The sequence below is a fragment of the Mycobacterium kyorinense genome, assembly GCF_001672775.1.
Taxonomy (GTDB): domain Bacteria; phylum Actinomycetota; class Actinomycetes; order Mycobacteriales; family Mycobacteriaceae; genus Mycobacterium; species Mycobacterium kyorinense_A.
Window position 1 is genome coordinate 1 of record NZ_LZKJ01000074.1, and the last position, 24,624, is coordinate 24,624.

The following is a 24,624-nucleotide window of genomic DNA, read 5'->3' on the forward strand; positions in this document are numbered from 1 at the left end:
GGCAGACTCAACCCCGTAACACACCTGCTCAATTTTCGACCGGAAGAAACTGCTCAGGATTCGACCGGAACCGACAGCCACTGCGGGCCGGTGCGGACCAGCACAGTCACCAGCAGGTATTCACCGTCAGAGAACAACCCCAGGCCACCGACGCGGTAACCCGTATCATTGCAACTGGTAAGGTGTGCTAAGCGCTGGCCGCCGGTTGTGGTCTCCGCCCTCGGCGTGGTGGGCGGTTGGGGGGCTATAAAAAGTTCGGGCACAATGTGAACTGGACGGTTAGAGTCGGTGCAATCAGGTGCAAACAATGGGAGGAAGCCACACATGATCAAACGGTCACTGACCAGATCCGCTATCGCGGCTGGCGGTCTGGCATTGGCGTTGACCGCTGGGGCGGGGGTCGCATCCGCGGATCCCGATCTGGACGTTTTCGTCAACACCACCTGCACGTACGACCAAGCGGCAGCAGCGCTCAACGCGCAGGATCCGGCAACTGCAGCGCAATTCAACAGCAATCCGCAGCTGCAGAATCAGGTTCGGATGTTCCTTGCCGCGCCGCCGCCCCAGCGCTTGAAGTACGCCAAGATGGTTCAGGCCTCGCCGCAGGCGCAGCAGTACATTCCCCTTCTCACACAAGTCTTCAGCACCTGCAACAACTACTGACCGGATAGGCAGGAGCTTCTCGCTTGTGCCGCTCGCTGACAGGTGCTGATGACCTCAGCGATGACGCGACGTCCCGTTCCGGGGCGTCGCGTCATTCGTTGGAAGGTAAGGGGCCGCACAGGGCAGTTCTCGGCCATAGCATGGGCGTATGCCGATCAATAGACGGGTCATGCTCGGAAGCGCTGGCCTGGCAGGTGCCGCGGCAGTCGGCGGGGTCGGTGTCGACCGCGCGCTGTCCGGCAATGCCCTCAGTTTTCGCGAAGGACCCACGGACGATTCGATAACCGATGACCCTGCCCGGTTCGGTGATCCACGGATCCCCGCCGAACTGAACACCTCGCAATCGCACCTGTTTCGATTGGGTGCCCTGTCCCCCACCACATTTGACGGCGGCTTTCTCCGCCAGGCCCACGAGGAGAATTTTCCGATCCTTACCGGGCAGCAGGCCAGCGTCGTTTTTGTGACCTTGCAGCCCGGAGGTATCCGGGAACCGCACTGGCATCCCAGCGCCTGGGAAATCAGCGTGATCATCAGCGGGACCGCCACTTGGACCCTGCTCGATCCACTCGGGCACACCGAAACCTTCGATGCTCGTCCCGGAGACGTGGTTTTCGCGCCGCAAGGATCGTTGCACTACTTCGAGAACAAGGGCAGCGATGATCTGAACCTGGTCATCGTCTTCAACGCCAGCACACAAGAAGGCAAAGACGATATCGGGATCGGCGCTTCGATCAGCAATCTTCCACCCGAGGTCCTCGCCACTATCTTCGGCGTTCCCGCAACGACTTTCACGGCCTTCAAGAAGATCGACAAGTCGATCACCATCACCCGCCGGAGTCTTTGACGTCAGGGCCTATGGCACTTGAGCTTGTGGGTAGCTCGTCGCCAGTTTCCGGTCAGTCGTTATCAGGGGTGCGCGCAGCTGCTCGGCGAGCTCTACGTACAACGCATCGAGCAGACTGTGAGTGTTGTGCCTCGACCATGCACCCTCGATCAGGTTGTGCACTAGGTGTCGCGTAAACGGAGCACGTCGCACGACGCCGAGAATGCTCACTACATCGTTATCGGTCAGTCGGCCCGCGCGACAAAGCCGGCCGGCCGCGGAGAAGACCTCCGCATCAAAATGCGCGGGGACGTGAACGGCAGTGCCCTCCAGTCGAAATCGAATCAATTCTCCCGCACTCGGGTCAGTCAACAAATCGACCATGGCTGACGCATCGAGCACCACCACCTCGAGCGGAGTCCTCGCAGTCACGCACCGAACTCGTCGCGCGCGCCGGTGAGAGCCGCGATAACGGCATCATGGTCGACCGAGCGGCTGAGGGCGGGCAGACTGTCCAACCAGGCTGACAACGATGTCCGCGCAAGTTCTTCCGAGATCGCCGCCTGCGTCAGGGCCGATACGTTCAGGCCACGTGTGCGCGCTTGTTCGGCCAGCTCATCCGGCACATAGACGTTCAACCTAGCCATACACATTAATATACACACTAGATGCCGGTTGTGTCTCGTTGTGACCAATGAACATCCGCCTCGGGCCCGTGCTGGCTACTGTTTCAATCCTGACCGGAAATAGGGGAACCCGATGAGCAACCACACCTACCGCGTGATCGAGATCGTCGGAACTTCGTCCGAGAGCGTCGACGCGGCGATCCGCAACGGACTGGCCCGCGCAGCCGAGACCACCCGCAACCTCGACTGGTTTGAGGTGCAGTCGGTGCGCGGTCATCTCGAGAATGGAGCCGTCGCGCACTACCAGGTCACGATGAAAGTCGGATTCCGGCTCGAAGACGCTTAGCCCGCAACAGCTCCGGGCTCGGAGAAGGGCGCCCCGAAGTCTGCCACCCGCTCGAAGCCGTGTTTGCGGGCCTGCTCGGCGCCGCGCCGCAGCATGGTGCCCGTGGCGACAAACCCGGCGTGATCCACCACAACAAACGGCGACAGCAGTCGGTTGTGCACGAAGGCGAATGCCAGCCCGCTCGACGGATCAGCCCACCCGATCGAGCCGCCCAGCCCGGCGTGTCCGAATCCGGGCATCAAGTTGAACGGCACCTGGTGATATCCGAGGTGAAAGCCCAGCGGTACGAAGATGTTTCGGTCTGGACGCAGACTCGGCCGGCCAGTGAGGCCGGCAACCAACCCGCGGGACAGGAAGCGGGTGCCGTCGATCTCGCCGCCGTTGGCGATCGCCCCGTACATCTTCGCCAGAGCACGCGCAGTCACCACTCCGTTCACGGCGGGCAACTCGCCGTCCAGGAACGGAATCTCGCCCTGCACAACAGCTCTCATGCCCGGGAAATACATGGCGCCGAATCCGGCGGACATCTGCAGCGCCGCGATCTTGGGAGCCACCGCGTTGAACAGCGGGTTGGGGATGCTGCTTTGCGGGGTGATGATCTGCGCGGGCCGTGTCGGCGCGTCGGCCGGCGGCCGGCCCAGGTGCAGACCGTCGGTATTGAGCGGCTCGGCCAACTCCTGACGGAACAACTCGCGCATGCCTTTTCCGGTGACCGCCCGCGCCAGCCCCGACATCAGCCATCCGTACGTGAGCGCGTGATACGCGGGTTTGCCCAGTAGCTTTCCGGCCGGCGCTGCAGCCATCCGCTCTTCCATCACCTCGTGGTCCAGCAAGTCTTGCGTGCTGGCGCCGTGCAGTGCCGACAAGCCGGCCCGGTGCCGCATTACCTGACGGACCGTGATGTCGGCTTTGCCGTTAGCGCCGAACTCAGGCCAGTACTCGGCAACGGGAGCGTCGTAGTCGATCAGGCCCCGATCAGCCAACCGGTGGATGACGGTGGACGCCATGCCCTTGGTTGCCGAGAACACCATCGGAGCCGTATCCGCTGTCCACGGCACCCGTCCGCGCCGATCTGCGCACCCGGTCCACACGTCGACGACCGGCTCACCGTCGAGAAACACCGCCAGCGCCCCGCCACCGAACCGACCACCGGGGAACATGCTGGCAAAGCTGCGGACGGCGCACGCGAAGTGAGGATCCGCGGCTCCGTGCACCCGGCGCGGAAGTACCGACCGCCGGTTGCCCACGACTTCGAGCCTCACATCTTCGAATCTACCGACGTCATCCGCAAACAAGTCTGAAGTTACCTTTCCGTTAGCCTGATGCAACCTTGAGTATTTGCTGAGCGGCCAACGCGGGGGTTAATTCCCCGGCAATGACCTGGCGCTCCACCTCGGCCCGGATCTTGCGGACCGCCGGGTTGGCCAACAAGCGGTCCAGCACGGTGTCGCGGACCATCTGCCAGGTCCAGTCGACCTGCTGGGCCCGGCGGCGCGCGTCGAACTCGCCCGCCTCAGTCAGCACTTGCCGATGACGCTCTACTGTGTCCCACAGCTCAGACAGGCCGGTTCCCTCCAACGCGCTCATCGTGAGAACCGGCGGCCGCCAGAGCGTCTCGCGGGGATAGATCAACCGAATCGCCCCGGACAGCTCACGTGCGGCGGATCGGGCCTCGGGCAGATGCTGACCGTCGGCCTTGTTCACCACGACGATGTCGGCCAGCTCCAGCACACCTTTCTTGATGCCCTGCAACTGATCCCCGGTGCGGGCCAACGTCAAGAAGACGAACGTATCGACCATGTGGGCAACCGCTACTTCGGATTGGCCGACCCCGACCGTCTCGATCAGGATCACGTCGAATCCGGCGGCCTCCAGCAGCACAATGGTTTCCCGGGTGGCCTTGGCCACCCCGCCTAAGGTGCCCGAAGTCGGCGACGGTCGGATGTAGGCGTCGGGATGCACTGCCAGCCGCGCCATCCGGGTCTTGTCGCCGAGGATCGACCCGCCGGTGCGGGTCGATGACGGATCCACGGCCAACACCGCAACGCGATGCCCTTGCCCGATCAGATACATGCCGAGCGCTTCGATCGCCGTCGACTTCCCTACCCCGGGAACCCCGGTGATGCCGACGTGGTGGGCGCTTCCGGCTTCCGGCATCAATGCCAGCAGCAACTGCTGGGCCTGGTCGCGGTGGTCGGCCCGGGTGGACTCCACCAGCGTGATGGCCCGCGGCAAGGCCGCACGATCGCCGCTGCGGACAGCGGCGGCGAGTTCGTCGACGCTGTCGCCGTTCTCGGTTGCCATCGAGTTAAAGGGTGTACCCCAGCCGCTCGGCCAGCTTGTGCAGCAAGCCGATCGCGGCGTCGGCGATGACGGTTCCGGGCGGGAAAATCGCGGTGGCTCCGGCGGCGTAAAGCTCGTCGAAGTCGCCCGGCGGGATAACGCCGCCCACCACGATCATGATGTCGGGCCGGCCTACTTCGGCCAGCGCATCCCGCAGCGCCGGCACCAGCGTCAAGTGACCGGCCGCCAGCGACGACACCCCGATGACATGCACGTCATTGTCGGCGGCTTGGCGGGCCACCTCGTCAGGAGTTGAGAACAGCGAACCGACGTCGACGTCGAACCCGATGTCCGCGAACGCGGTTGCGATTACTTTTTGTCCGCGGTCGTGGCCGTCCTGGCCCATCTTTGCCACCAGGATTCGGGGACGTCGACCGTCGGACTCGGCGAATTTCTCCACCAGTTCGGTGGCTTTGGAAAGCGGGGTAATATCTCCGTCTCCTCCCGCCTCGTCGCGGTAAACCCCGGCGATGGTACGGATCTCGGCCTGATGGCGTCCGTACACCTTTTCCAGCGCATCCGAGATTTCCCCGACGGTGGCCTTGGCCCGGGCCGCGTTGATCGCCAGTGCCATCAGGTTGTTACCCAGCCCGTCGTCGCCGGCGGGCCCGTGCTCGCCAGCGGCGCGGGTGAGTTCGGCCAGCGCATGCTCGACGGCGCCCTGGTCCCGATTTGCCCGTAGCTCCTGCAGTTTGGCGAGTTGCTCGCTACGCACCCGGCTGTTCTCGACCTTGAGCACCTCGATCTCGTGGTCTTCGTCGACCTGGTACTTGTTGACGCCGATCACCGGCTGCCGCCCGGAGTCGATACGCGCCTGCGTGCGCGCGGCGGCCTCTTCGATGCGCAGCTTGGGAATGCCGTCGTCGATGGCCTGGGCCATCCCGCCATGCTCTTGCACTTCGGCGATGTGGGCGCGGGCGCGTTGGGCCAGCTGGTAGGTCAGCCACTCCACGTAATACGAGCCCGCCCACGGGTCGATTGGCCGGGTGGTTCCAGACTCCTGTTGGAGAACCAACTGAGTGTTGCGGGCGATGCGAGCCGAAAAATCGGTAGGCAGAGCCAGCGCCTCGTCAAGGGCATTGGTGTGCAGCGATTGGGTGTGCCCTTGGGTGGCGGCCATCGCCTCGATGCAGGTGCGCGCAACGTTGTTGAACGCGTCCTGGGCGGTCAACGACCACCCTGATGTCTGCGAATGTGTGCGCAGTGACAGTGATTTGGGGTTCTTCGGGTCGAATTGGGCGACGAGCTCGCTCCACAGCAGCCGGCCGGCGCGCAGTTTGGCGACTTCCATGAAGAAGTTCATCCCGATGCCCCAGAAGAACGACAGCCGCGGCGCGAACTGGTCGATACTGAGGCCGGCGTCCAGGCCGGCTTTGATGTAGTCCACCCCGTCGGCCAGCGTGTAGGCCAACTCCAAATCGGCTGTGGCACCTGCTTCTTGGATGTGGTAGCCGGAAATCGAGATCGAGTTGAACTTAGGCATCCTCGCGCTGGTGTAGCCGAAGATGTCGGAGATGATCCGCATCGACGGCTTAGGCGGATAGATGTAGGTGTTGCGCACCATGAATTCTTTGAGGATGTCGTTTTGGATGGTGCCGGCCAGCTTTTCCGGCGGTACCCCCTGCTCCTCGGCCGCCACTACGTAGAGCGCCAGAATCGGCAGCACCGCGCCGTTCATCGTCATCGAAACGCTGACCGCCGAGAGGTCGATCCCGTCGAACAGCTGCCGCATGTCCAAGATGGAATCGATTGCCACACCGGCCATCCCGACATCCCCCTGCACCCGCGGGTGGTCGGAGTCGTAGCCGCGGTGAGTGGCCAAATCGAACGCCACCGACAGACCCTTCTGCCCGGCGGCCAGGTTGCGGCGATAAAAGGCGTTGGAGTCCGCGGCGGTGGAGAAGCCGGCGTACTGGCGGATGGTCCACGGCTGGTTGACATACATCGTCGGATAGGGCCCCCGCACATACGGCGGCTCGCCGGGGAAGCTGTCCAGCGGGTAGCCCTCGGCAACCGCTGCGTCACGGTCGGCGGCGATGTAAACCGGTTTGACCACGATGCCTTCCGGCGTGTGCCAATCCAACTGGTCAGGGGTATACCCGTGCGCGGATGCGGCGGCAGCGACGTGCTTGGTGACCGCTGCTTCAGTGGCGGGCTCAGCGGCACGCTCGCCGTGCAATGGGACGTCGGCGAAACTACCGACAGCGGAAGCGGTTTCTGGGGCCGGCCGGCCGGCGACATCGTGGACGGTCATGGTGACTAGGCTCCCAACCGGGTCAGCAGGTTCGACAACGCTTCGACCGCATCGATCTTGGCGGTCAGGTAGTCATCGGGTCGGTGTTGGGCATCCCCGATGGCCTTTTCCGGCCCGGCCAGATAGACACGCTCTACCCCGGCCTTGCGTGCTGCTTCGACGATCGCCTCGGCTTCGGTGGCGTAGCGCTTGTCGGTGCCGCAGATGATCGCCAACGCCGGAGAACCGTTGGCGGATACAGCCTGGGCAACGCCAGCGGCGTCGAGCGGGCCTGGGTTGACGGCTTCGATACCGCCGGACGCCAACAGGTTTGCCGCAAAGGTAGCTCGGATGTTGTGCTCGGCCAGCGGCCCCAACGGCAGCAGCAGCACCCGCGGGCGCGCTTCGGTGCGCTCCAGGTAGGCATCTGAACGGTTCCGCAGCGCCTCGAACGCCGCCGCGTACCGCTGGACGGCTGCCGACGAATCCGATTGCGGCAGCGGCGGTTCGGTAAGGTTGGGGTATTCGTTGACGCCGGTGATGGCGGTGCGGCGGTACGCAATGTCGTCGGCGCGGCGCCGGGCGATTTCGGCGATCTGATCGGACACGTAGTCGCGGGCGTCGACGAATCCACCGCGCTGCTCGATGGCCTGGAAATGTTGCCACGCCTGCTGCGCCAACTCCTCGGTGAGGTCCTCGACGAACCACGATCCGCCCGCGGGATCCAGCACCCGGCCGATGTGCGACTCTTCGAGCAGCAGCAATTGGGTGTTGCGGGCGATGCGGCGTGAGAAGCTTCTCGCCATGCCCGGGAAGCCGCCCGGGATGGCAACGTCGAACGGCAATACCAGCACGGTATCCGCTCCACCGACGCCCGCGCCGAACGCGGCAAGGGTGGTGCGCAGCATGTTCACCCACGGATCACGCTGAGTCATCATCGGCAGCGATGTCTCGGCGTGGATGGTGGCCGCTCCGGCCGCGGGAGCGCCGGCAACCTCGGCCACTCGCGCCCAGAGCTGACGGGCGGCACGGAATTTGGCGATCGTCATGAACTGGTCGTCATCGGCTGCGAACCGGAAACTGATCTGCGGCAGCGCTTTTGCGACCGGCAGTCCTGCCTTCTCAAGCGCCCGCAGATAGGCCACGCCCGCGGCGATGCTACCGGCCAGTTCCCAGGCGGCGTTGGCGCCCTGGTTGTGGAACGCCGGACCGTCGACGGTGATCGTCCGTACGCCCCGGTAGTCAGTGACCCGGTTCGCGAGCGCGACGACCTCGTCCAGCGATGCGCAGGCCCGTCCGCTCAGCGGGGCGGTCAGCGGGTCGGCCCCCAAGTCGATGGAAAGCGTCGCTGACTTGCCTGCGCTGGCAGCCAACGTCAGCAGACGTTCGGCCGCGGCGATGTAGTCCGCGCCGGCATCGACGATGATCGGGGCCAGGTCGAGGTAGACCCCGGCGAGCAACTGGTCGAGTTCCTCCGGCGGGACACCGTCGCGACCGATGCGAAGGTGCAGCGCGCTGACCCCGTCGGTGAGTGCCGCCAGCACAGCGGCGTTGCCGTCGGCGCCAGTGGCCGGAAAGGTCTCGACGACTTTCCACCCGGAATTGACGTCGCGCAGCGCGTCGCCGCCGCGGAGGTAGGGCCATTCGCCAGGCAGGGACGCTTCCGGCAGCGCGTCCAATGCGGTGTATAGCGGCCGGATGGCGAAGCCCTCATATGTCGGCGTGTCCAACTGCCGCTCCGGCTCGGCGCCGAACTCGTCGGCGTCGCGCCGCATGCTCTTGGCCAGCACGCCGGCCACTGCCGCGCGCCATTTCGCCTGGCCCTGACCGAGGTCGGCGGGCTCGGCAGACACATCGAGAGACACCGGCGGCTCCTGTTGTTGCAGCATGTGGCCCCCTTCGTCGGGGGGTGCCACTTGATAACCAGGCTAATTGATACCGGTCGGCGCCCGGAAACCGAGGGCAGCCGCCCGTAGTCTTGAGCTGTGACGGCTCGCGCGACCAGCAAAATCGTTGACGTCCTGCGGGGCGTGACTTCGACGGTCGTCGCCACCGCACGCCAACTGCCCAGACGGCGGGTCGTCATGACGGCGACGGCGATAGCAGCCCTGGTGGCGGTGGCATTGCTGGTGCCGCTACCCACGGCGGTGCAGCTGCGCGACTGGGCGACCTCCGTCGGTCCGTGGTTCCCGCTGGCATTTCTGGGCGCCCACATCGTCCTGACGGTGCTCCCGTTTCCACGGACTGCGTTCACCCTGGCCGCCGGGCTGCTGTTTGGGCCGGTGCTGGGGGTGGCGATCGCGGTGGGGGCCAGCACGGCCAGCGCGGTGATTGCGTTGGTGCTGGTGCGCGCGGCCGGTTGGCAGCTGAGCCGTCTGGTGCGGCATCAGGCCGTCGAAACGCTGGACGCCCGCCTGCGCGAGCGCGGCTGGGTGGCGGTGGTGTCGCTGCGGCTGATCCCTGCGGTGCCGTTCTCGGTACTCAACTACGCCGTGAGCGCCTCAGCGGTGCGGGTGATGCCCTACACGCTGGCGACGCTTGCGGGTCTGTTTCCCGGAACCGCCGCCGTGGTGATCCTGGGCGACGCGCTCACCGGCCATCTCAGTCCGCTGTTGTTTTTGGTGTCGTTGTGCACGGGGCTGGTCGGGGCGGCGCTGTTGAGTTATGAGGTGCGCCACCATCGTCGGCATCACGCCGCGTCCGGGTCCGAACAGAAACCTTGTGCCCCAACCAAAGCGCGCTGAGTTCAGTCAGCGCCGTCCCCAATCTGATATCGCCGACGCCATCATGTTCCAGAAGGGTCTCATGACCGGCTTGGGCGCGAACCCCCGAACTCTCTCTATGTATTTGATTTGACCGAAGCGCGCGAGACCGTTCGTGGGCATCTGCCCTGATAGTTTTGAATGACTATGAGTTTTCGCGACGGTCCCAAACGGTCGGCCGTTGCGCTCGTTGTCGCGACCTGTGTCCTGGTTGCCATACTCGGATATGGGTTGGTGCGATTCGGGATTGCGGTGTCTTCCCCGTCGCCTCCCGTATTGGTGTCACAGGCCGTCGACGACGTTCAAAGCGCCGATATTGACGACGATTCGCCGCCGACAAGCCAAAAGGCATCTGCCACATTGGGACTGCACCGTGCGACAGCGCCGCGGCTACGCTGGTGGCCGCTATCGCGATGGTCGCCTGCGCCGACGCTTTCAGCCACGTTCGGCTACCGGTCCAGTGGAGCTGGCGCGCACGCGCCTGCCACCTTTCTTGCGGGCCAACAACTTTTAACCCAGTTCTGCATCAACCGCTGCTGATCGGTTTCGAGCCGAGCCGTGTTCATACCACAACGGCCGGCAAGAACTGACTCATCTGATCCGGTGCGCATCTGCGGCGACCGGTCACGCGGATCGGCCTGATCGCCTCGCGGGAGGCGTTCGACGTCCTCCCGTCACGGCGCATGCAACACGGCGAGACCCGCTTTCCCTAACTACTTTTCAGGAGAACTCATGTTTTTGGTCACTAATCAGCACATCCTCGACCTGACCATTCGCCCGATCTCGACCGGCTGAAAGCGGCTGGCAAACATGGATTTTGGATTACTGCCCCCGGAAGTCAATTCCGCACGCATGTATGCCGGACCCGGCTCAGGACCGATGCTGACGGCTGCGATGGGCTGGGACAGCCTGGCCGCCGAGCTGCACACGACGGCCATGAGCTACCAGTCAGTGATCTCCCAGCTGACCAGCGGCCCCTGGTTGGGGCCGGCGTCGACGTCGATGGCAGCAGCCGTCGCACCGTTTATCGCCTGGCTGCACACCACCGCCGGCCACGCAGAGCAGTCAGCGTCGCAGGCCAGGGCCGCCGCGGGTGCCTACGAATCGGCGCGAGCGATGACGGTGCCGCCGCCGGTGATCGCCGCCAATCGGGCGCTGCTGATGTCGTTGGTGTCGACAAACGTGCTGGGCCAAAACACTCCGGCGATTGCGGCCACTGAATTTCACTACGGGCAGATGTGGGCGCAGGATGCCGCAGCGATGTACGGATATGCGGCAAGCTCCGCGATGGCATCGATGGTCACGCCGTTCACGCCCGCGCCTCCCACCACCAACCCGACCGGGGCCGCCCGCCAGGGAGCAGCGGTTGCCAAAGCCGCCGGCGACTCCGCCGGCACGCAGATGCACACAATCCTGTCGACGTCGGCGATTCCCCGGGCGCTGCAAGCACTGGCATCGCCGTCGTCGCCGCTGGAACCGGCTCAGTCGATCCTGGATTCTCTGAGCGGACATACCAGAACGGTGGCGTCATCGTTGAGTTTCCTCGTCGGCGCGGCGGGACTGGCGAGGTCGGCGAACATTGCCGGCGCGACAGGGGGCGCCAGTGTTCAGACGCTGTCCTCAGCGGCGGGGGTGTCGGGATCAGCGGGATTGTCAGGCTTGCGCGCCGGAGCTGGCGGTGCGATGTCGGCGGCGCTGGGCCGGGGCACCTCTGTCGGCGCGTTGTCGGTACCGCAGAGCTGGGTAGCGGCGTCGCCGGTCATCAGCCCGGTTGCCGTGACAACGGCAAGCATCGGCTCGAGTGCTTCGCCGGTTGTCGCGCCGACAGGTGTACCCCTGATGCCGATGGCGCCAATGACCGGACGCGGTGCCGCCCGTGTTGCCGATGCCGCCCGATTCCTGTTGCGCCCCAACATGGTTCCGCAGTGGCCCGTCGGCGGATGACGCGTCGTCGGGACGACACCCGCACTGCTGGCTAGATTTGGAAGTAGGGCCGCCATCAGCCGGTGGCGCATCTGGCAGCGAATGGTTGGCTGAGCATGGCTATAAGTGGCTTACGAATAGCGATGATAGGAATAACCCGGATGCAGGCAGCTGATGCGGCGGCATCGCCCTCGCTTGACCAACCCACTACCCTAGTCTTTTTCATCGCAACACTGGTTTCGTTGGCAGTGGCAGTGCTGCCCCAGCTCTTTTTGCAGCGTGACCGCAGCTGGGAAAGACGCGTCTACTGGGGCGGCACAACATCAGCGGCGATTTGCGCATTTCTTGCTTCGCTTCCTGATTGGAAGCTGGGCTTAGGCGTGGCGCTCTTCGGAATAGTTTGGATGCTAGTCACTGCTTATGCTTTCACCCCGTATATCAAGGTGCACGACAAAGTTTATGCATTTCACGTCTCTGATTCCTTACCCAACTCCTCGTCCGACGGTAGCCCATCGCTTCACCATGACCCCGACTATGATCCGGCTCCTGATTCTTACGGAGGAATTGCCACCGCAAAGAAGACATGGTGGCTATTGATATTCGCGCTGCTTGTCTGCATTCTTAGTGTAGTCGTCAAATCAGAAGACAAGCCGTCATTGATGGCACCCATTGCAGCGTCTGCATTTGTAATAATTGCGGCTGGATACGGTTACGGGGACGGAAGCTGGGGTTACCCTGTTGCGCGCGGACAGCGGGTCCAGTTTTATATCATCTCAATCGTCAGCATCGGTACATTTAGTGTTCTCTATTTGAGCGCGTATTGGGCAGGTAGGCGTTGGCCATTGCGGCGCAACCAATCGATGGAATATCGGGCCCATCCGCGCCACCAGAAGAGATACCCATAGGTATCCATACGGCGGTCCGCTCAGCGGCCCCTACCGTGCCCTCCAAAGCCACCGCCGAAACCGCCGTGGCCACCGCCAAAGCCGCCGTGACCGCCACCGATTCCGATACCGCCACCGCTGCCGCGGTTACCACCGCCGGGCTGCCAGCCACCTCGGTCGCGCGGGCCACCGCCCGGTCGCCAAGCCGGACGCTGCGGTAGGCGCTGCGACGGCGGGCTCTGCACCGGCGGATGGAAGATTGGCGGTACCCGGGGCGCCAACGGCGCCACCGGAACCGGCACGGGCACCGGCACCGGAGCTATCGGCACAGGTGCAGGAGCCGCGGGGACAGGCGGCGGCGCCGCCGGAACAGGAGCCAGCGCGTCGGGCGCTGGGGCTTCGGGCGCCGGTGCAGGGGCGTTCGGAGCGGGCACGGAGGCAGCGGGCACATGAACGGGCGCCGGCGCGGAAGCCTCAGGCGCGGGGGCCGGAGCCGCCGGAACCGCATCTGGGACGGGCGCGTTCTCCGGTATCGGCTGCGCCTCGCGCGCCGGCGGTTCGACTTTGTTCAGCGACTCTGGTGGAGGCACTTGACTTTTGGCGTCGGGAGCAGGCGCAGGCGCCTGCTGAGCCGGGGCAACCAGATTTCGACCCGGGCTCGGCTGCTGACTGACCGCTGGGCGCACGGCAACAGCCAGCGAAACCACCAGCGCCAAGATCCCGGCGAAAAAGACCATCATCACGCTGAGCGCTACCAAAAACGGCCTGCGTCCGTAGTCGTTCTCGTCAGCGCCGAGCTCGCCATCTGCTGCGGCGAAAGTGCCGTCGTCGGCTGCAATGCTGTAGGCACGGATTTCGGTCATGCCGGTGTCGGCGGAGACATCGATTCGCTCAGCCGTCGTCCAGTCATGGACTTGCGAATAGGCCAACGCGGTCGTCGATGACGCGAACAGCGGCGAATTGGCCGACGCTAATGCCGCGCCCCGAGCCAGCGCCGTCTCTGGATCGTCGGGACCACTGACCGGGAGAGCGGTCGCGGTCTCCAGCTGTGGCTTGATCGCTGCGACGTCGACGCCGCAGCCGACGACGAAAACCCCGTCCGGTCGCCCATTCAGCGTGTCGAGCCCGTCCATCATCTCGGTCAACGCGGCGGGCGCGTCGGCGCTGCGCATCGGCTGTCGGCGTACATCGACGATGGAGCCGTCAGCGGTGTCGACAATCGCCAACGTCGCAGTATCCGGCTCCAGGAACAGCAGCCCGGTATGCGCATACCCGACAGCGCTGCCGGCGCTCTGAGCCAGGGCGGCTGCGGCCAAGAAGGCCGAGACCAACATGACGTTCTCGACCTTGTGGGCGGCCAGCGCGTCGCGCAGCGCCGCAGCTTCCACCGGATCCGTCCAGGTCACCCCGGTGGAGGCGAGATGGTGGTCGCCTTCGGCCGCGCTCTCCCGGGTGCCCAGAATGGCGGCGATCACTTGATCGGCCGCTCCAGCATTTGCCGAGTCGTCGCCGGCGGCTACCTCGAAGTCGTCCTTGTCGACGGTCGTCCCGTCGGCGTTTTCCCCCTCGACCAGCACCATACGGACCGTCTCGGGTGCCATCGACATACCCAGGACGATATCCACTGATCCTCCCCCGCTAGTTTGCTAGCTCGGCGGTCCTCGGATGACGGCGCGCGAAACCGCCGGCTACCACCATAGCGTCATGACCCACTCCATCAACACAGCGCGCGCCGGCCACAATCCGCGCCGGTCAGCCCGATTTTTCCCTGACGGCGGCCAATCGGGTCGCCAACTCTGCATGGCGGAGGAGCAGCAACGTTGTCCGGAGGTCTAAAGTTCAAGATCGTGGATGACCGCGATAAGGACCCGGCGGTGGTCTTGCCCTACCTGGTCGGCAGACCGCTGGCCGCGACCGAAGTTTACGAGGCCTTCGGCTATCGCAAGTCCGCTTACTACAAGGCGGCACGCGAGGGCAGGCTCATCAGCGCCGACAATCTGATCAAGGTGGCCCGATACTTCGGCCTGAATCCAGTCGACTTGCAGGTCCGCTACGGGTTGATCGAACCGGAGGCGGTCACCGAATACGTGGAGTCAGATCCCGAGGTGCCTCGACTGCGTGATCTTCGCCCGGACCCCACCAAGCCGCCGGTTTAACCACCGGGCCCGGGGACCGTAACAATGATGTCCATGCTCATCGCCGCCACCTTGATGGTGGTGCTGAGCAGCTTGTGGATTCGACGACACACCTGGCGATCCCGCTGGGAGGCCGGCGCCAGCCTCAATATCGCCCTGCAGGGTTGCGCTGTGCTGCTCATGTCGCCGTGGGCATCGTCGGCCCTGGGCCCGCCGCTGCACTGGGCGTTTCGGCGATGGAATGTGGAAGACCTGCTCGGGCACATCTGCGCGATCATCGCGGTCACCGCCATCATCAACCACGCACTGGCACGCCTCACTGATCAAAGCAAAGTGCAGGGCCTATTCCGACGGCACATCGACAGGCCGGTGTGTCTCGGTGTTGCGCTGCTCATTTCGATGTTCGTCGCCGCCGACGAGGGCTATCACCTGGACCTGTTCCCCGCGCACGTGAGCACCGTCTGGCTCGGCGCTTACTGGTTGGTGCTGGGCGGCCTGCTCCTGTACTTGCTCGGCTACGCCACCAAAGTGCTACTGATCCTGCGTGGCGATCCTCGCTCGAGAGCGACCGTCGACCTCTACCTTGCCTCGGCCGCATTCGGCATTGCCGCCGCGGTGATCCAGATGGGTACCGCCTGGGCCGGCATCGACGTGACGCTGCCGGTCTGGCTGTGCGCATGTCTGGGCGCGACTGGCTTCGCCTACGGGTCTGCTCGCTCTTGGCGAGCCAAAGTCGCCTGGTTCGGACCGGCTTAGCCCTGCGCCGACTACTCCACCTCGTTAGCCAATTCCCTTGCCTCATCCTCGGTTTCGACCGAAGGCGGCGAGCCCGGCAGCCGCTTCCCGGCTACTTCCGGGGTGAACAGCAACGTGACCGCGCCCACCAGACCCGCGCCGATCAGCATGTACGCCGGCGCCATCACGTTGCCGCTGCCGGATATCAGGGCCTGGGCGATCAGCGGGGTGGTGCCACCGAACGCCGAAATCGAGATGTTGAATCCGATCGCCAGCGCCCCGTAGCGCACGTTGGTGGGAAACAGGGCCGGCAGCGCCGAGGGCGCAGTGCTGTCGAAACAGAGCACCATCGCCCCGATGAGCAGCACTCCGGTGAACATCACGGGGTAGCTGGCGCCCGAGCCCAGCAGCATGAACGCCGGGATCGACGCGACGACCAGCAACCCGCAGCCGGTCCACATGATCGGTTTGACGCCGATGTGATCGGACAATCGTGCAACGAACACCACGACAATCATCAGGGTCATCAAGGTCGCCACGATCATCACCAGGCCGGCGGTGCGACCGATGCGCACGATCGTCTGCAAGTACGTCGGCATGAACCCCGTCAGCATGTAATCGCCGACGTTGTACGCCAACACCAGGCCTATGCAGATTAATAATGGCCGCCACTGCTCTACCACAGTGCGCCGAAATTGCTGTCCGCCACTGTCGTTGGACGCCTTGTCGCGGTCGCTCATCTCTTCGAACGCCGGAGACTCCTCGAGCCGCAGGCGCATATACAGCGCGACCAGACCAAGCGGGGCGCTGAGCAGCAACGGAATTCGCCAGCCCCAGCTGAGCATCTCGCCGGCCGGAAGCCAGGTTTGTAATGCGGTCACCAGCGCCCCCGCGGCCACATAACCGCCCTGCGAACCCAGTGGCAAAAATCCGCCCATCATGCCGCGTCTGCGGTCCGGTGCGTGCTCGCTGACGTAGATCATGGCGCCGACGAATTCACCGCCGGTCGAGAAGCCCTGAAACATTCGGGCCACGACGAGCAGGATCGGCGCCCACATGCCGATGGTTTGGTAGCCGGGCAGCAATCCCGTCGCGGTCGTGCCGGTCGTCATGAGCAAAATCGTGATCATCAACACACGCTTGCGACCGATGCGGTCGCCGAGCGGGCCGAAGAAGAAGCCGCCCAACGGGCGCACTGCGAACGCGGCCGCCAGCGTCCCGAACGTCGCGATGAGATGGACCGCACTGGCGGTGTTGCCGGGATAAAACACCCTGGCGATCGTGGTGGCGATATAGCCGTAGACGCCGAAGTCGTACCACTCCATGAAGTTGCCGATCGCGGTGCCTTGGATGGACCGGTGGGTGGCGGCGGGTTCGGCGACCTGGATCTCGTCGCGCGACCACTTCTTCCGTCGGAAGCGGCGTGTCGTGTTCATCGACAGGTGAGGTACCCACTTGGCGCGTACTAAACAATTGTTTACAATTGTAAACATGCATTTACCGTCGCCGTCGCCGGATGACCGCACTGCGCGGGCCCGTATCCGCGACGAGGCGCTGGCGCTGTTCGCCGCCCGCGGTCCGGACGGCGTCACCATGCGCGATATCGCCGCTGCGGCACGGGTATCACCGGCCCTGCTGGTGCGCCACTACGGCTCCAAGGACGGTTTGGTGGCGGCGGTCGACGATCACGTCGTCAGCAGTCTCGAGGCGGTGCTGACCGAAATGACCACGCGCACCGCAGCTTCCGGCCTGGATCCGGCCACAGTGCCGAGCATGCTCGACGGCCTGGCCACCCACCTGCCGCCGGACTCGGCGATCCCGGCTTATCTGAGCCGGTTGCTGATCAGCGGCGGCGCAGCCGGATCGGCCTTATTCGCCCGCCTGCACCGGCTCAGCCGCACCATCCTCGATGCCATGATCGCCGCCGGAACCGCTAGCCCCGGTGCGGACCCCGACATGCGGGCGGCCTTCCTGTTGGTCAACGACCTGGCGGTGCTGACCCTGCGTCCGCGGCTGGCCGAGGTGCTCGGCGTCGACCCGCTTTCGGCGGAAGGCATAACACGTTGGGCCGGCGAAGTTTTCGCTATCTACCGCGACGGGCTCGGCAGCGACGTCTAATCCGCGAAGAAAGGGAAAGTCCCATGTCCACCACACACCCGTCCTCGCTGTTGGCGACGCTCGGCGCACGGATCCTGCGGTCGCGCCGACTCGTGCGCGCGCCGGTCTGGATGTACAAGGCCCGTGCCGGAGCGTTGTTGGGCTCACGTCTGCTGATGCTCGAGCACATCGGTCGCAAAACCGGGGCCCGGCGCTACGTCGTACTGGAAGTCATCGGCCATCCCGCGTCCGACCGCTATGTCGTCGCCTCGGGCTTCGGGGACAAAGCCCAATGGTTCCGCAATGTCCGGGCCAACCCGCACGTGCGGGTTTACGTGGGCAGCCGCGCGCCCGCGCCCGCGACCGCGCGGGTGCTGAATAAGGCGGAGGCAGATCAGGCGCTGGCCGGATACATCTCCCGTCGCCCGCGCGCCTGGGAACAGTTCAAGCCCGTGCTCGAGCAGACGCTGGGCGCCCCGATCACCGAAACCGACACACCGCTGCCGATCGTCGAACTGCGACTCGATGCGCGGCCCTGACGTCGTGGCGAGCGATTTTCGTCGGCGAAGATTTCGTGGTTTCACTTCATCCAGGCGGGGTACCACCGTCCCTATCAGCAAACCACCGACCATTGGGGAAACCTCATGAGTCACGACAAGAAGCACGTTGGCAGACGCACGGCCGCTGCCAACGGTGCCCACCAGGACGACCTGCTCGAGGATCTGCGCGAGCGAGCTGGACGTCTCCCACTAGGCACAATTGGCGCCGGTATGACCGGGCTGGTCGTCGGCGCCGTCATCACCGCGACCGGGATTGCGGCTCCGGCCGCAGCAACCACCGCCGGAGAGCAAACTCCGGCCATCGCATTTCCGCAACAGCCCGGGGAGCCGGGGCCGCCTGGCCCGCCGGGACCGCCAGGACCACCTGGCCCGCCCGGACCGCCCGGACCGCCCGGGGCAATCGGGGCACCCGGACCGCCGGGACCCATCGGCGCACCCGGACCCGTTGGAGCACCCGGACCGCCCGGGGCGATCGGCGCACCGGGACCGCCAGGACCCATCGGAGCACCCGGACCGATCGGGGCACCGGGACCGCCCGGCGCGGTCGGAGCGCCCGGCCCCATCGGGGCACCCGGACCGCCTGGCGCGGTCGGCGCACCCGGACCGATCGGTGCACCCGGTCCCATCGGAGCACCCGGAGGACCGGTCGGGCCGCCTGGGCCACCCGGACCACCCGGAGCGCCGGGGCCAGCCGAGGTAGGGCCGCCTGGACCGCCTGGACCGCCCGGAGCGCCGGGACCAGCGGAGCCTGGGCCGCCTGGAGCGCCCGGAGCGCCCGGGCCAGTCGGTCCACCCGGGCCACCTGGTCCCTGATCACCGCAACGACGGCTGCCGCGGAATCAGCACAACGGTTTCCGCGGCAGCCGTTAGTTGTTCACACCGGGGGGCCTACCCTCGACTCGGACCTTTCGCCGTCAACACTGCGTAGGTCGCCAGAAATGACGCTGCCGGAATCGTATTCACGACCCGGTCGCGGGCACGGATGTGCGCGCCGACAGCGAGTACAAAGTAAAGCGTCAGCATCGCCGTCGTCAGCCGTGCAAGCCCCGGAATCCGGGTAACCGACAGCAGCCCAATGACGGAGGCGGCTTTGGCCACCGGAAGGATCCACCGGATGGTTTGCGGAACCCCCAGCGTATCAAGGGATCTGGCGATGTAGGGCACTGGGATGGCGCATGCCACCGCATCACTGGCCTGGAAAACCGCCAGCGCCGCATAGGTTTTCGGCGATGTCAAGGTAGTCACTTCACGGATCCTTTACTGGTGAAGTTCCGGCGGAACACCGATCACACCCTCCACCGGCTTGCGTGCGTCGGCTTCGGCTTTGGCCACCGCCTCGACGATCTTCGGGTCGGTTTGTGTGGAGAACCAGTCGGCGATCTCGTCGCTGTCGTCCTCCGGTTTGGGCAGATCATCCTCGACCGGTGAGGGCTGGTAGCGGAAGACCCCGTCCTCGCCGGGCGCGCCCAGCAGCTTGGTGAAACCCTGTAGCGCTGAACCGAAGTCGCTGGGCACCACCCACACCTTGCTCGACTCGCCTTGGGCGATCTGTGGCAACACCTGCAGGTACTGGTAGGCGAGCAACTCCGGGGTGGGCCGACCGGCCTTGATCGCGGCGAAGGTCTTCTCGATTGCCTTGGCCTCCCCTTGGGCCTGCAGGTAGGCAGCCGCCCGCTCCCCCTGCGCACGCAGCATCCGCGACTGCCGATCGGCCTCGGCGGCCAGGATCGCGGCCTGCTTGGCGCCTTCGGCCTGGAGGATCTGCGCCTGCTTCTGTCCCTCGGCCTGTTTGATCGCCGATTCCCGCTGACCTTCGGCGGTCAAGATCATTGCCCGTTTCTCCCGGTCGGCCTTCATCTGCTTTTCCATCGACGCCTGAATCGACGGCGGCGGGTCGATGCTGCGCAACTCGACGCGGGCCACCCGCAGACCCCAGCGACCGGTGGCTTCGTCGAGGACACCGCGCAACTGCTGGTTGATCTGATCACGGGAGGTGAAGGTCTGCTCGAGGTTCATCCCGCCGACCACGTTGCGCAGCGTGGTGGTGGTCAACTGCTCGACGCCGACGATGTAGTTGCTGATTTCGTACACCGCTGCCTGCGGGTTGGTGACCTGGAAGTAGACCACGGTGTCGATGGCCAAGGTCAGGTTGTCCTCGGTGATCACCGGCTGCGGCGGAAACGACACCACCCGCTCGCGCAGGTCGATGCGGGCGCGGATGCGGTCGATGAACGGCACCAGCAGCGTCAGCTGCCCGCTGACCGTGCGGCTGTAGCGGCCCAGCCGCTCGATCACGGCCGCCTCGGCCTGCGGGATCAGCGCGACGGACTTGGCCACCACAATGACCGCGAAAATCACCAGGACGGCCAGAAACACCAAACCGGCAGCTGCACCTTCCATTTTCCCGACTCCCTTTGTTAGACGTTTTTCCAGACCACGGCCGTGGCTCCGTCGATATGCATCACGGTCACCTGGTCGCCGGGCTCGTAGACGTCGCCGTCGTTGAACGGCCGTGCCGTCCAGACTTCGCCGCCCAGCTTGATTTGGCCCTCATGGCGGGCAACCCGATCAAGGACTAGCGCGCTTTTGCCTTCCAGCGCCTGAACACCGGTCGGCGCACCTTTGGCAGGAGCCAGCCGTCGCCGTAGTCCCGGTCGGACCAAGATCAGCAGCAGCACCGAAACCACTGCGAACACCGCGCCGTCGGCCCAGACCGGCCAGTCCAGTAGCCAACTGGTTCCGGCCGCCGCCAGCGCCCCGCCGCCGAGCATCAGCAAGAACATGTCGCCGGTCAGCGCCTCGGCACCAGCGAGGCCCAGCGCGACGATCAGCCAAATCAGGGCGGCGGGCATGCCGCCAGGATAACGCGCGACCCGTCGGTCACGACGAACAACAACTAGACTGCGGATCATGTGGTGCCCCAGCGCTTCGCTGTCGGTATGGGCCAACGCGTGGCTCGCCGGCAGGGCCGCGCCCGACGATGTCCTCGATGCGTTATCACGTTGGGCGCCAGCGCAATCAGTCACCGCTTACGACGCCGTCGCGGCTGGGCATACTGGCCTGCCCTGGCCGGATTTGGACGACGCCGGCGCGATGTCGCTGCTGCAAACTCTGCGCACGGCGGCCGGCCGGCCGCCGATGTCGGCGCCGGCGATCAACCTGGTTTTGCCGGTGCCGGGTGACGTTCGTGGGCTGGCTGCCGGCACACAGTTCGAGCGCGACGCGCTGGCGGCCGGTGAGGCGGTAGTGGTGTCTGACCGCGACGATTCCACGGTGGCCGTCGGGTTGGTCCCCGATTTCGGAAGTGACGACGCGGACACCGATGCCCGGGAATCGGGTGCGCTGTCGTGGACGGTGTACTCGCTGAGCGGCTTGCCGGTAGCCGGGCATGACGAGCTCGGCGATGCCGAGTATGGGCTGCGGTCAGCGGTACGGTCGGCCGCCGAAGCGCTGGGCGCGATCGGGCTTGGTTCCACCGGCTCAGATGTCGACGACCCGCGTGGGCTCGTCGAGCAGCAGCTGGAAACCACGCGCTGTCACCGCATTCCCGACCATGCGCCGCGGCGTGCCGTGCGGGTCTTGGAGACCGCGGCGCACGTCGACGCGATCGTGACGGTCAGCGCGGAATTGAGCCGCGTCCGGACGCAGTCGTCCTCGGAGGCGCAGATCGCCGATGACGCGTTGCGACCGCTGGCTACCGTGGTGCGTTCTGCGCGGATGGCCGCGATCAGCGCGATTCTGCAGTCGGCGTGGCAGGGCTGAGCGCGGGCGACCACTCGGCTGCGCAGTGCGGTGGCCCGCAGGCGATGCCGTTAACACTCGCCTCGCAGCCAGGCACCGGGTCGGGACCCGCCGTACGGGTGGGGCGGCGGCCGTCGCGCAATTCGTCGATCAGGTCGAGCGCCAGCCGCGCGAATCGGCGATCCGCGTTGGGGGTGGCGGCCCGCGCGAACGCCATGCCCGCCGCGTCGGCCTGCTCCCTCAGCTCATGGTCGAGATCCCACACCACTTCGATATGGTCGGCGACAAAGCCGATCGGGCAGACGATCACGGATTTGCTACCGGTGAGCGTTGAAAGATGGTCGGCCACATCCGGTTCCAGCCACGGGACCTGAGGCGGGCCCGATCGCGACTGCCAGACCACGTCATAGTCCCGGTATCCGGCTGCGGCGGCCACCAGCCTTGCGGCATAGCCGACTTGGCGACTGTAGAGGCGCGGACCGCAGCGCTGGTCGGCAGCTACCGGGATGGAGTGTGCGGTGAACACCAGTCGCGCATCCGGCGGCACGGTGTCCGCGGCAGCGGCGACGGCGTCGGCGAACATTTCGACGAACAGCGGGTGGTCGAAGTAGGGCCGTAATTTCACAAGATCGGGCGCGCCGGGGCCGGCTGCTGTCCGCGCCCTGGCGATGTCCTCGACGTATTGCGTGCAACTGGAATAACCGCTCCACGCAGACGTGGTGAACACGGCGGCGCGGCGAATCCCGTTGTCCCGCATGGTCGCGACGACATCTTCGACGTAGAGCTCCCAGTTGCGGTTACCGAAATACACCGGCAGATCCACGCCACGGTCGGCCAGTTCGGCGCGCAGTTCGGCGACCAGCGCGCGGTTGATGCCGTTGATCGGCGACACGCCGCCGAAATGCAGATAGTGCTCGGCGACCTCGTCGAGGCGCTCCGGCGGCACACCGCGGCCGCGGGTGACGTTTTCCAGGAAAGGCCGCACCTGCTCGGGGCCTTCGGGTCCGCCGAAGGACAGCAGCAGGACGGCGTCAAAGTCCATTGCTCTATAGCAATTGGGTGCTAGCGCCACCGTCGGCGTAGATGATGGTGCCCGTGGTGGCCGGCAGCCAGTCCGACAGCAGCGCGCATACCGTCTTCGCGACCGGTGTCGGATCCTTCATGTTCCATCCGATCGGCGCGCGCTGGTCCCAGCCCTCTTCGAGCAGCTGCATCTGGGCGCCGGCCTCTTCGCCGAGGGCGCCACCGACGATGGCGCTCATAGCCAGCGTCCGGATCGGGCCCGCAGCAACGAGATTGGACCGCACACCATACTGGCCCGCTTCTCGCGCCACGAACCGGTTCACGGATTCGAGTGCGCTTTTGGCCACCGTCATCCAGTTGTACGCGGGCATCGCGCGGGTCGGGTCGAAGTCCATTCCGACAATCGAGCCGCCGGGGTTCATGATCGGCAGCAGCGCCTTGGCCAGCGAGGCGTAGGAATACGCCGAGATGTGAATGCCTTTGGAGACATCCTCATACGGCGCGTCGAAGAAGGGGTTGATACCCATTCCCGTCTGCGGCATGAAACCGATCGAATGCACGACACCGTCGAGCTTGTTGCCCTCACCGATCTCGGCGGTCACCCGCTCGGCAAGCGAGTCGAGGTGCTTCTCGTTCTGCACGTCGAGTTCGATCAACGGCGCCTTCTCCGGTAGCCGGTCGGCGATCCGCTGGATCAGGCGCAACCGGTCAAAACCGGTCAGCACCAGTTGCGCGCCTGCTTCCTGGGCCGCCTTGGCGATGTGAAATGCAATCGACGAGTCGGTGATGATCCCGGAGACCAGGATCCGTTTGCCTTCGAGCAGTCCTGCCATGTCCGTCCTAAGTTGTTGTGTCTTCAGTGGCCCATGCCCATGCCGCCGTCGACGGGGATGACCGCGCCGGCGATGTAGCTCGCGTCCTCGGAGGCCAGGAAGCTGACCACCCCGGCGACCTCGGCGGCGGTGCCGACTCGCTTGGCGGGGATGAATTCCAGTGCGCCGGCCTGTATCCGCTCATCCAGCGCGCGGGTCATCTCGGTGTCGATGTAGCCGGGGGCCACGACATTCGCGGTCACCCCGGCCTTGGACAGCTCGCGGGAGATCGAGCGGGCCATGCCGATCAGACCGGCTTTAGCGGCCGCGTAGTTGGACTGGTTGCCGATGCCCCAGCTACCGGAAACCGAGCCGATGTAGATGATCCGGCCGAACCGCTTTTTCTGCATGCTGCGTGATGCCCGCTGGGTCACCCGGAACGCCCCGGTGAGGTTGGCGTTGATGACCTCCTCAAACCGCTCCTCGGTCATCCGGATGAGGAATGCATCTTTGGAGATGCCGGCGTTGGACACCAGCACCTCGACCGCACCCTGATGCTCTTCGACCTGTGTGAAGGCGCGATCGACGGCGTCGTTGTCGGTGACGTCACACTCGACGCCAAACAGCCCGTCGGGTGCCCCGGAGCCGCGGTGGGTGACGGCCACCTTGTGGCCGTCGGCGGCCAGCCGCTGTGCGATGGCCAGACCGATCCCGCGGTTTCCGCCCGTCACTAGAACGGAACGGGATACGAACGGTGGCCTCCCCGTATCAGTCACCCGGACAACCTATCGCATCGCCGAGCGGCCACTTGTGACACGTCTTTTGGGCGGACGCGTGCATTAAGTGGCCACTCGGCGGCACGTTAAGTAGGTAATCTGCGGTTGATCAGCAGCGCCGCCAAGGCGGCCAGCGCCAGGA

25 protein-coding genes are annotated in these 24,624 nt (G+C 65.4%); 11 read left to right on the plus strand and 14 right to left on the minus strand.

Annotated elements, in window-relative coordinates:
* The first annotated feature begins 327 nt into the window (after nt 1-327).
* Nucleotides 328-663, plus strand: coding sequence for a hemophore-related protein (locus A5707_RS07485; protein ID WP_065013896.1), 336 nt, complete (start codon nt 328-330; stop codon nt 661-663).
* A 148-nt stretch (nt 664-811) separates the two neighbouring features.
* On the plus strand, nt 812-1,507 hold the full coding sequence (locus tag A5707_RS07490; RefSeq protein ID WP_232000656.1) for a cupin domain-containing protein: 696 nt from the start codon (nt 812-814) through the stop codon (nt 1,505-1,507).
* Between the two features lie 9 nt (nt 1,508-1,516).
* Here A5707_RS07490 and A5707_RS07495 read toward each other — a convergent pair whose 3' ends face one another.
* Together A5707_RS07495 and A5707_RS07500 are read right to left on the minus strand one after the other, a co-directional pair.
* Complete coding sequence (locus tag A5707_RS07495) at nt 1,517-1,918, minus strand: type II toxin-antitoxin system VapC family toxin (RefSeq protein ID WP_331713122.1); 402 nt, start codon at nt 1,916-1,918, stop codon at nt 1,517-1,519.
* A complete protein-coding gene (locus A5707_RS07500) occupies nt 1,915-2,133 on the minus strand; it encodes a type II toxin-antitoxin system CcdA family antitoxin (protein WP_156657665.1) in 219 nt (72 codons plus the stop codon). Before A5707_RS07500 ends, A5707_RS07495 begins: the two co-directional genes overlap by 4 nt.
* Before the next feature lie 112 nt (nt 2,134-2,245).
* Here A5707_RS07500 and A5707_RS07505 point away from each other — a divergent pair, with 112 nt between their 5' ends.
* Nucleotides 2,246-2,458 carry a dodecin gene (locus A5707_RS07505; protein ID WP_065013877.1) on the plus strand — a complete coding sequence of 71 codons (213 nt, stop codon included), beginning with the start codon at nt 2,246-2,248 and terminating at the stop codon, nt 2,456-2,458.
* On the opposite strand, the gene A5707_RS07510 is transcribed toward A5707_RS07505, so the two are convergent.
* The 4 genes from A5707_RS07510 to mutA all read right to left on the minus strand — a co-directional run bounded on the left by A5707_RS07510 (nt 2,455) and on the right by mutA (nt 8,899).
* Nucleotides 2,455-3,672, minus strand: coding sequence for a serine hydrolase domain-containing protein (locus A5707_RS07510; protein WP_331713125.1), 1,218 nt, complete (start codon nt 3,670-3,672; stop codon nt 2,455-2,457). The genes A5707_RS07505 and A5707_RS07510 overlap by 4 nt on opposite strands.
* A gap of 100 nt (nt 3,673-3,772) precedes the next feature.
* A complete protein-coding gene (gene meaB, locus A5707_RS07515) occupies nt 3,773-4,762 on the minus strand; it encodes a methylmalonyl Co-A mutase-associated GTPase MeaB (protein ID WP_065013879.1) in 990 nt (329 codons plus the stop codon).
* A 4-nt stretch (nt 4,763-4,766) separates the two neighbouring features.
* Nucleotides 4,767-7,055 carry a methylmalonyl-CoA mutase gene (scpA, locus tag A5707_RS07520; protein ID WP_065013880.1) on the minus strand — a complete coding sequence of 763 codons (2,289 nt, stop codon included), beginning with the start codon at nt 7,053-7,055 and terminating at the stop codon, nt 4,767-4,769.
* Nucleotides 7,056-7,060: 5 nt separating this feature from the next.
* Nucleotides 7,061-8,899, minus strand: a complete 1,839-nt coding sequence (gene mutA / locus A5707_RS07525; RefSeq protein WP_065013898.1) for a methylmalonyl-CoA mutase small subunit — start codon at nt 8,897-8,899, stop codon at nt 7,061-7,063.
* Nucleotides 8,900-9,019: 120 nt separating this feature from the next.
* Here mutA and A5707_RS07530 point away from each other — a divergent pair, with 120 nt between their 5' ends.
* The 3 genes from A5707_RS07530 (at nt 9,020) to A5707_RS23125 (ending at nt 12,624) form a co-directional block, all read left to right on the plus strand.
* Nucleotides 9,020-9,778 (plus strand): TVP38/TMEM64 family protein, encoded by a 759-nt coding sequence (locus A5707_RS07530; protein WP_065013881.1) that lies wholly within the window; start codon nt 9,020-9,022, stop codon nt 9,776-9,778.
* Between the two features lie 828 nt (nt 9,779-10,606).
* Complete coding sequence (locus tag A5707_RS07535; RefSeq protein ID WP_065013882.1) at nt 10,607-11,740, plus strand: PPE family protein; 1,134 nt, start codon at nt 10,607-10,609, stop codon at nt 11,738-11,740.
* A gap of 140 nt (nt 11,741-11,880) precedes the next feature.
* Nucleotides 11,881-12,624 carry a hypothetical protein gene (locus A5707_RS23125; RefSeq protein ID WP_232000657.1) on the plus strand — a complete coding sequence of 248 codons (744 nt, stop codon included), beginning with the start codon at nt 11,881-11,883 and terminating at the stop codon, nt 12,622-12,624.
* 20 nt (nt 12,625-12,644) lie between these two features.
* On the opposite strand, the gene A5707_RS07540 is transcribed toward A5707_RS23125, so the two are convergent.
* Nucleotides 12,645-14,228, minus strand: coding sequence for a DUF7159 family protein (locus tag A5707_RS07540; RefSeq protein WP_156657667.1), 1,584 nt, complete (start codon nt 14,226-14,228; stop codon nt 12,645-12,647).
* Between the two features lie 222 nt (nt 14,229-14,450).
* Here A5707_RS07540 and A5707_RS07545 point away from each other — a divergent pair, with 222 nt between their 5' ends.
* The gene (locus A5707_RS07545; RefSeq protein ID WP_065013884.1) at nt 14,451-14,759 is read left to right on the plus strand and encodes a helix-turn-helix transcriptional regulator; all 309 of its coding nucleotides are present in this window, start codon (nt 14,451-14,453) and stop codon (nt 14,757-14,759) included.
* A 24-nt stretch (nt 14,760-14,783) separates the two neighbouring features.
* The gene (locus A5707_RS07550; protein WP_065013885.1) at nt 14,784-15,494 is read left to right on the plus strand and encodes a hypothetical protein; all 711 of its coding nucleotides are present in this window, start codon (nt 14,784-14,786) and stop codon (nt 15,492-15,494) included.
* 11 nt (nt 15,495-15,505) lie between these two features.
* Here A5707_RS07550 and A5707_RS07555 read toward each other — a convergent pair whose 3' ends face one another.
* Nucleotides 15,506-16,909: an MFS transporter gene (locus A5707_RS07555; protein ID WP_082969320.1), complete on the minus strand. Its 1,404-nt coding sequence runs from the start codon at nt 16,907-16,909 to the stop codon at nt 15,506-15,508.
* A 55-nt stretch (nt 16,910-16,964) separates the two neighbouring features.
* On the opposite strand from A5707_RS07555, the gene A5707_RS07560 reads away from it, so the two are divergent.
* Nucleotides 16,965-17,591, plus strand: coding sequence for a TetR/AcrR family transcriptional regulator (locus tag A5707_RS07560; protein WP_065013886.1), 627 nt, complete (start codon nt 16,965-16,967; stop codon nt 17,589-17,591).
* Nucleotides 17,592-17,614: 23 nt separating this feature from the next.
* Entirely contained in the window at nt 17,615-18,109 is a 495-nt protein-coding gene (locus A5707_RS07565; protein WP_065013887.1) for a nitroreductase family deazaflavin-dependent oxidoreductase, read from the plus strand.
* Nucleotides 18,110-19,018: 909 nt separating this feature from the next.
* Here A5707_RS07565 and A5707_RS07575 read toward each other — a convergent pair.
* The 3 genes from A5707_RS07575 to A5707_RS07585 are packed head-to-tail and all read right to left on the minus strand — an operon-like array spanning nt 19,019 to nt 20,982.
* Nucleotides 19,019-19,375 carry a DoxX family protein gene (locus tag A5707_RS07575; protein ID WP_065013889.1) on the minus strand — a complete coding sequence of 119 codons (357 nt, stop codon included), beginning with the start codon at nt 19,373-19,375 and terminating at the stop codon, nt 19,019-19,021.
* Between the two features lie 12 nt (nt 19,376-19,387).
* Entirely contained in the window at nt 19,388-20,530 is a 1,143-nt protein-coding gene (locus tag A5707_RS07580; RefSeq protein WP_065013890.1) for an SPFH domain-containing protein, read from the minus strand.
* 17 nt (nt 20,531-20,547) lie between these two features.
* The gene (locus A5707_RS07585) at nt 20,548-20,982 is read right to left on the minus strand and encodes an NfeD family protein (protein ID WP_065013891.1); all 435 of its coding nucleotides are present in this window, start codon (nt 20,980-20,982) and stop codon (nt 20,548-20,550) included.
* A gap of 58 nt (nt 20,983-21,040) precedes the next feature.
* Between A5707_RS07585 and A5707_RS07590 the strand changes: the two genes are divergently transcribed.
* Complete coding sequence (locus A5707_RS07590) at nt 21,041-21,892, plus strand: hypothetical protein (protein ID WP_065013892.1); 852 nt, start codon at nt 21,041-21,043, stop codon at nt 21,890-21,892.
* Here A5707_RS07590 and A5707_RS07595 read toward each other — a convergent pair.
* Genes A5707_RS07595 through fabG1 form a run of 3 tightly spaced genes read right to left on the minus strand, consistent with a single transcriptional unit; the run spans nt 21,858 to nt 24,482 of the window.
* On the minus strand, nt 21,858-22,913 hold the full coding sequence (locus tag A5707_RS07595; RefSeq protein ID WP_065013893.1) for a ferrochelatase: 1,056 nt from the start codon (nt 22,911-22,913) through the stop codon (nt 21,858-21,860). The genes A5707_RS07590 and A5707_RS07595 overlap by 35 nt on opposite strands.
* 4 nt (nt 22,914-22,917) lie before the next feature.
* Entirely contained in the window at nt 22,918-23,727 is an 810-nt protein-coding gene (gene inhA, locus A5707_RS07600; protein WP_065013894.1) for an NADH-dependent enoyl-ACP reductase InhA, read from the minus strand.
* A gap of 23 nt (nt 23,728-23,750) precedes the next feature.
* Nucleotides 23,751-24,482 (minus strand): 3-oxoacyl-ACP reductase FabG1, encoded by a 732-nt coding sequence (gene fabG1, locus A5707_RS07605; RefSeq protein WP_065013895.1) that lies wholly within the window; start codon nt 24,480-24,482, stop codon nt 23,751-23,753.
* Nucleotides 24,483-24,624: the final 142 nt, after the last annotated feature.

What these genes read in the sequence shown, in the direction of transcription:
- A5707_RS07490 (WP_232000656.1), top strand. Translation starts at nt 812, where the DNA reads ATGCCGATCAATAGACGGGTCATGCTCGGAAGCGCTGGCCTGGCAGGT.
- A5707_RS07500 (WP_156657665.1), bottom strand. Translation starts at nt 2,133, where the DNA reads ATGGCTAGGTTGAACGTCTATGTGCCGGATGAGCTGGCCGAACAAGCG.
- A5707_RS07505 (WP_065013877.1), top strand. Translation starts at nt 2,246, where the DNA reads ATGAGCAACCACACCTACCGCGTGATCGAGATCGTCGGAACTTCGTCC.
- meaB (WP_065013879.1), bottom strand. Translation starts at nt 4,762, where the DNA reads ATGGCAACCGAGAACGGCGACAGCGTCGACGAACTCGCCGCCGCTGTC.
- scpA (WP_065013880.1), bottom strand. Translation starts at nt 7,055, where the DNA reads ATGACCGTCCACGATGTCGCCGGCCGGCCGGCCCCAGAAACCGCTTCC.
- A5707_RS07535 (WP_065013882.1), top strand. Translation starts at nt 10,607, where the DNA reads ATGGATTTTGGATTACTGCCCCCGGAAGTCAATTCCGCACGCATGTAT.
- A5707_RS23125 (WP_232000657.1), top strand. Translation starts at nt 11,881, where the DNA reads ATGCAGGCAGCTGATGCGGCGGCATCGCCCTCGCTTGACCAACCCACT.
- A5707_RS07550 (WP_065013885.1), top strand. Translation starts at nt 14,784, where the DNA reads ATGATGTCCATGCTCATCGCCGCCACCTTGATGGTGGTGCTGAGCAGC.
- A5707_RS07555 (WP_082969320.1), bottom strand. Translation starts at nt 16,909, where the DNA reads ATGAACACGACACGCCGCTTCCGACGGAAGAAGTGGTCGCGCGACGAG.
- A5707_RS07560 (WP_065013886.1), top strand. Translation starts at nt 16,965, where the DNA reads ATGCATTTACCGTCGCCGTCGCCGGATGACCGCACTGCGCGGGCCCGT.
- A5707_RS07565 (WP_065013887.1), top strand. Translation starts at nt 17,615, where the DNA reads ATGTCCACCACACACCCGTCCTCGCTGTTGGCGACGCTCGGCGCACGG.
- A5707_RS07580 (WP_065013890.1), bottom strand. Translation starts at nt 20,530, where the DNA reads ATGGAAGGTGCAGCTGCCGGTTTGGTGTTTCTGGCCGTCCTGGTGATT.
- A5707_RS07585 (WP_065013891.1), bottom strand. Translation starts at nt 20,982, where the DNA reads ATGCCCGCCGCCCTGATTTGGCTGATCGTCGCGCTGGGCCTCGCTGGT.
- A5707_RS07590 (WP_065013892.1), top strand. Translation starts at nt 21,041, where the DNA reads ATGTGGTGCCCCAGCGCTTCGCTGTCGGTATGGGCCAACGCGTGGCTC.
- A5707_RS07595 (WP_065013893.1), bottom strand. Translation starts at nt 22,913, where the DNA reads ATGGACTTTGACGCCGTCCTGCTGCTGTCCTTCGGCGGACCCGAAGGC.
- inhA (WP_065013894.1), bottom strand. Translation starts at nt 23,727, where the DNA reads ATGGCAGGACTGCTCGAAGGCAAACGGATCCTGGTCTCCGGGATCATC.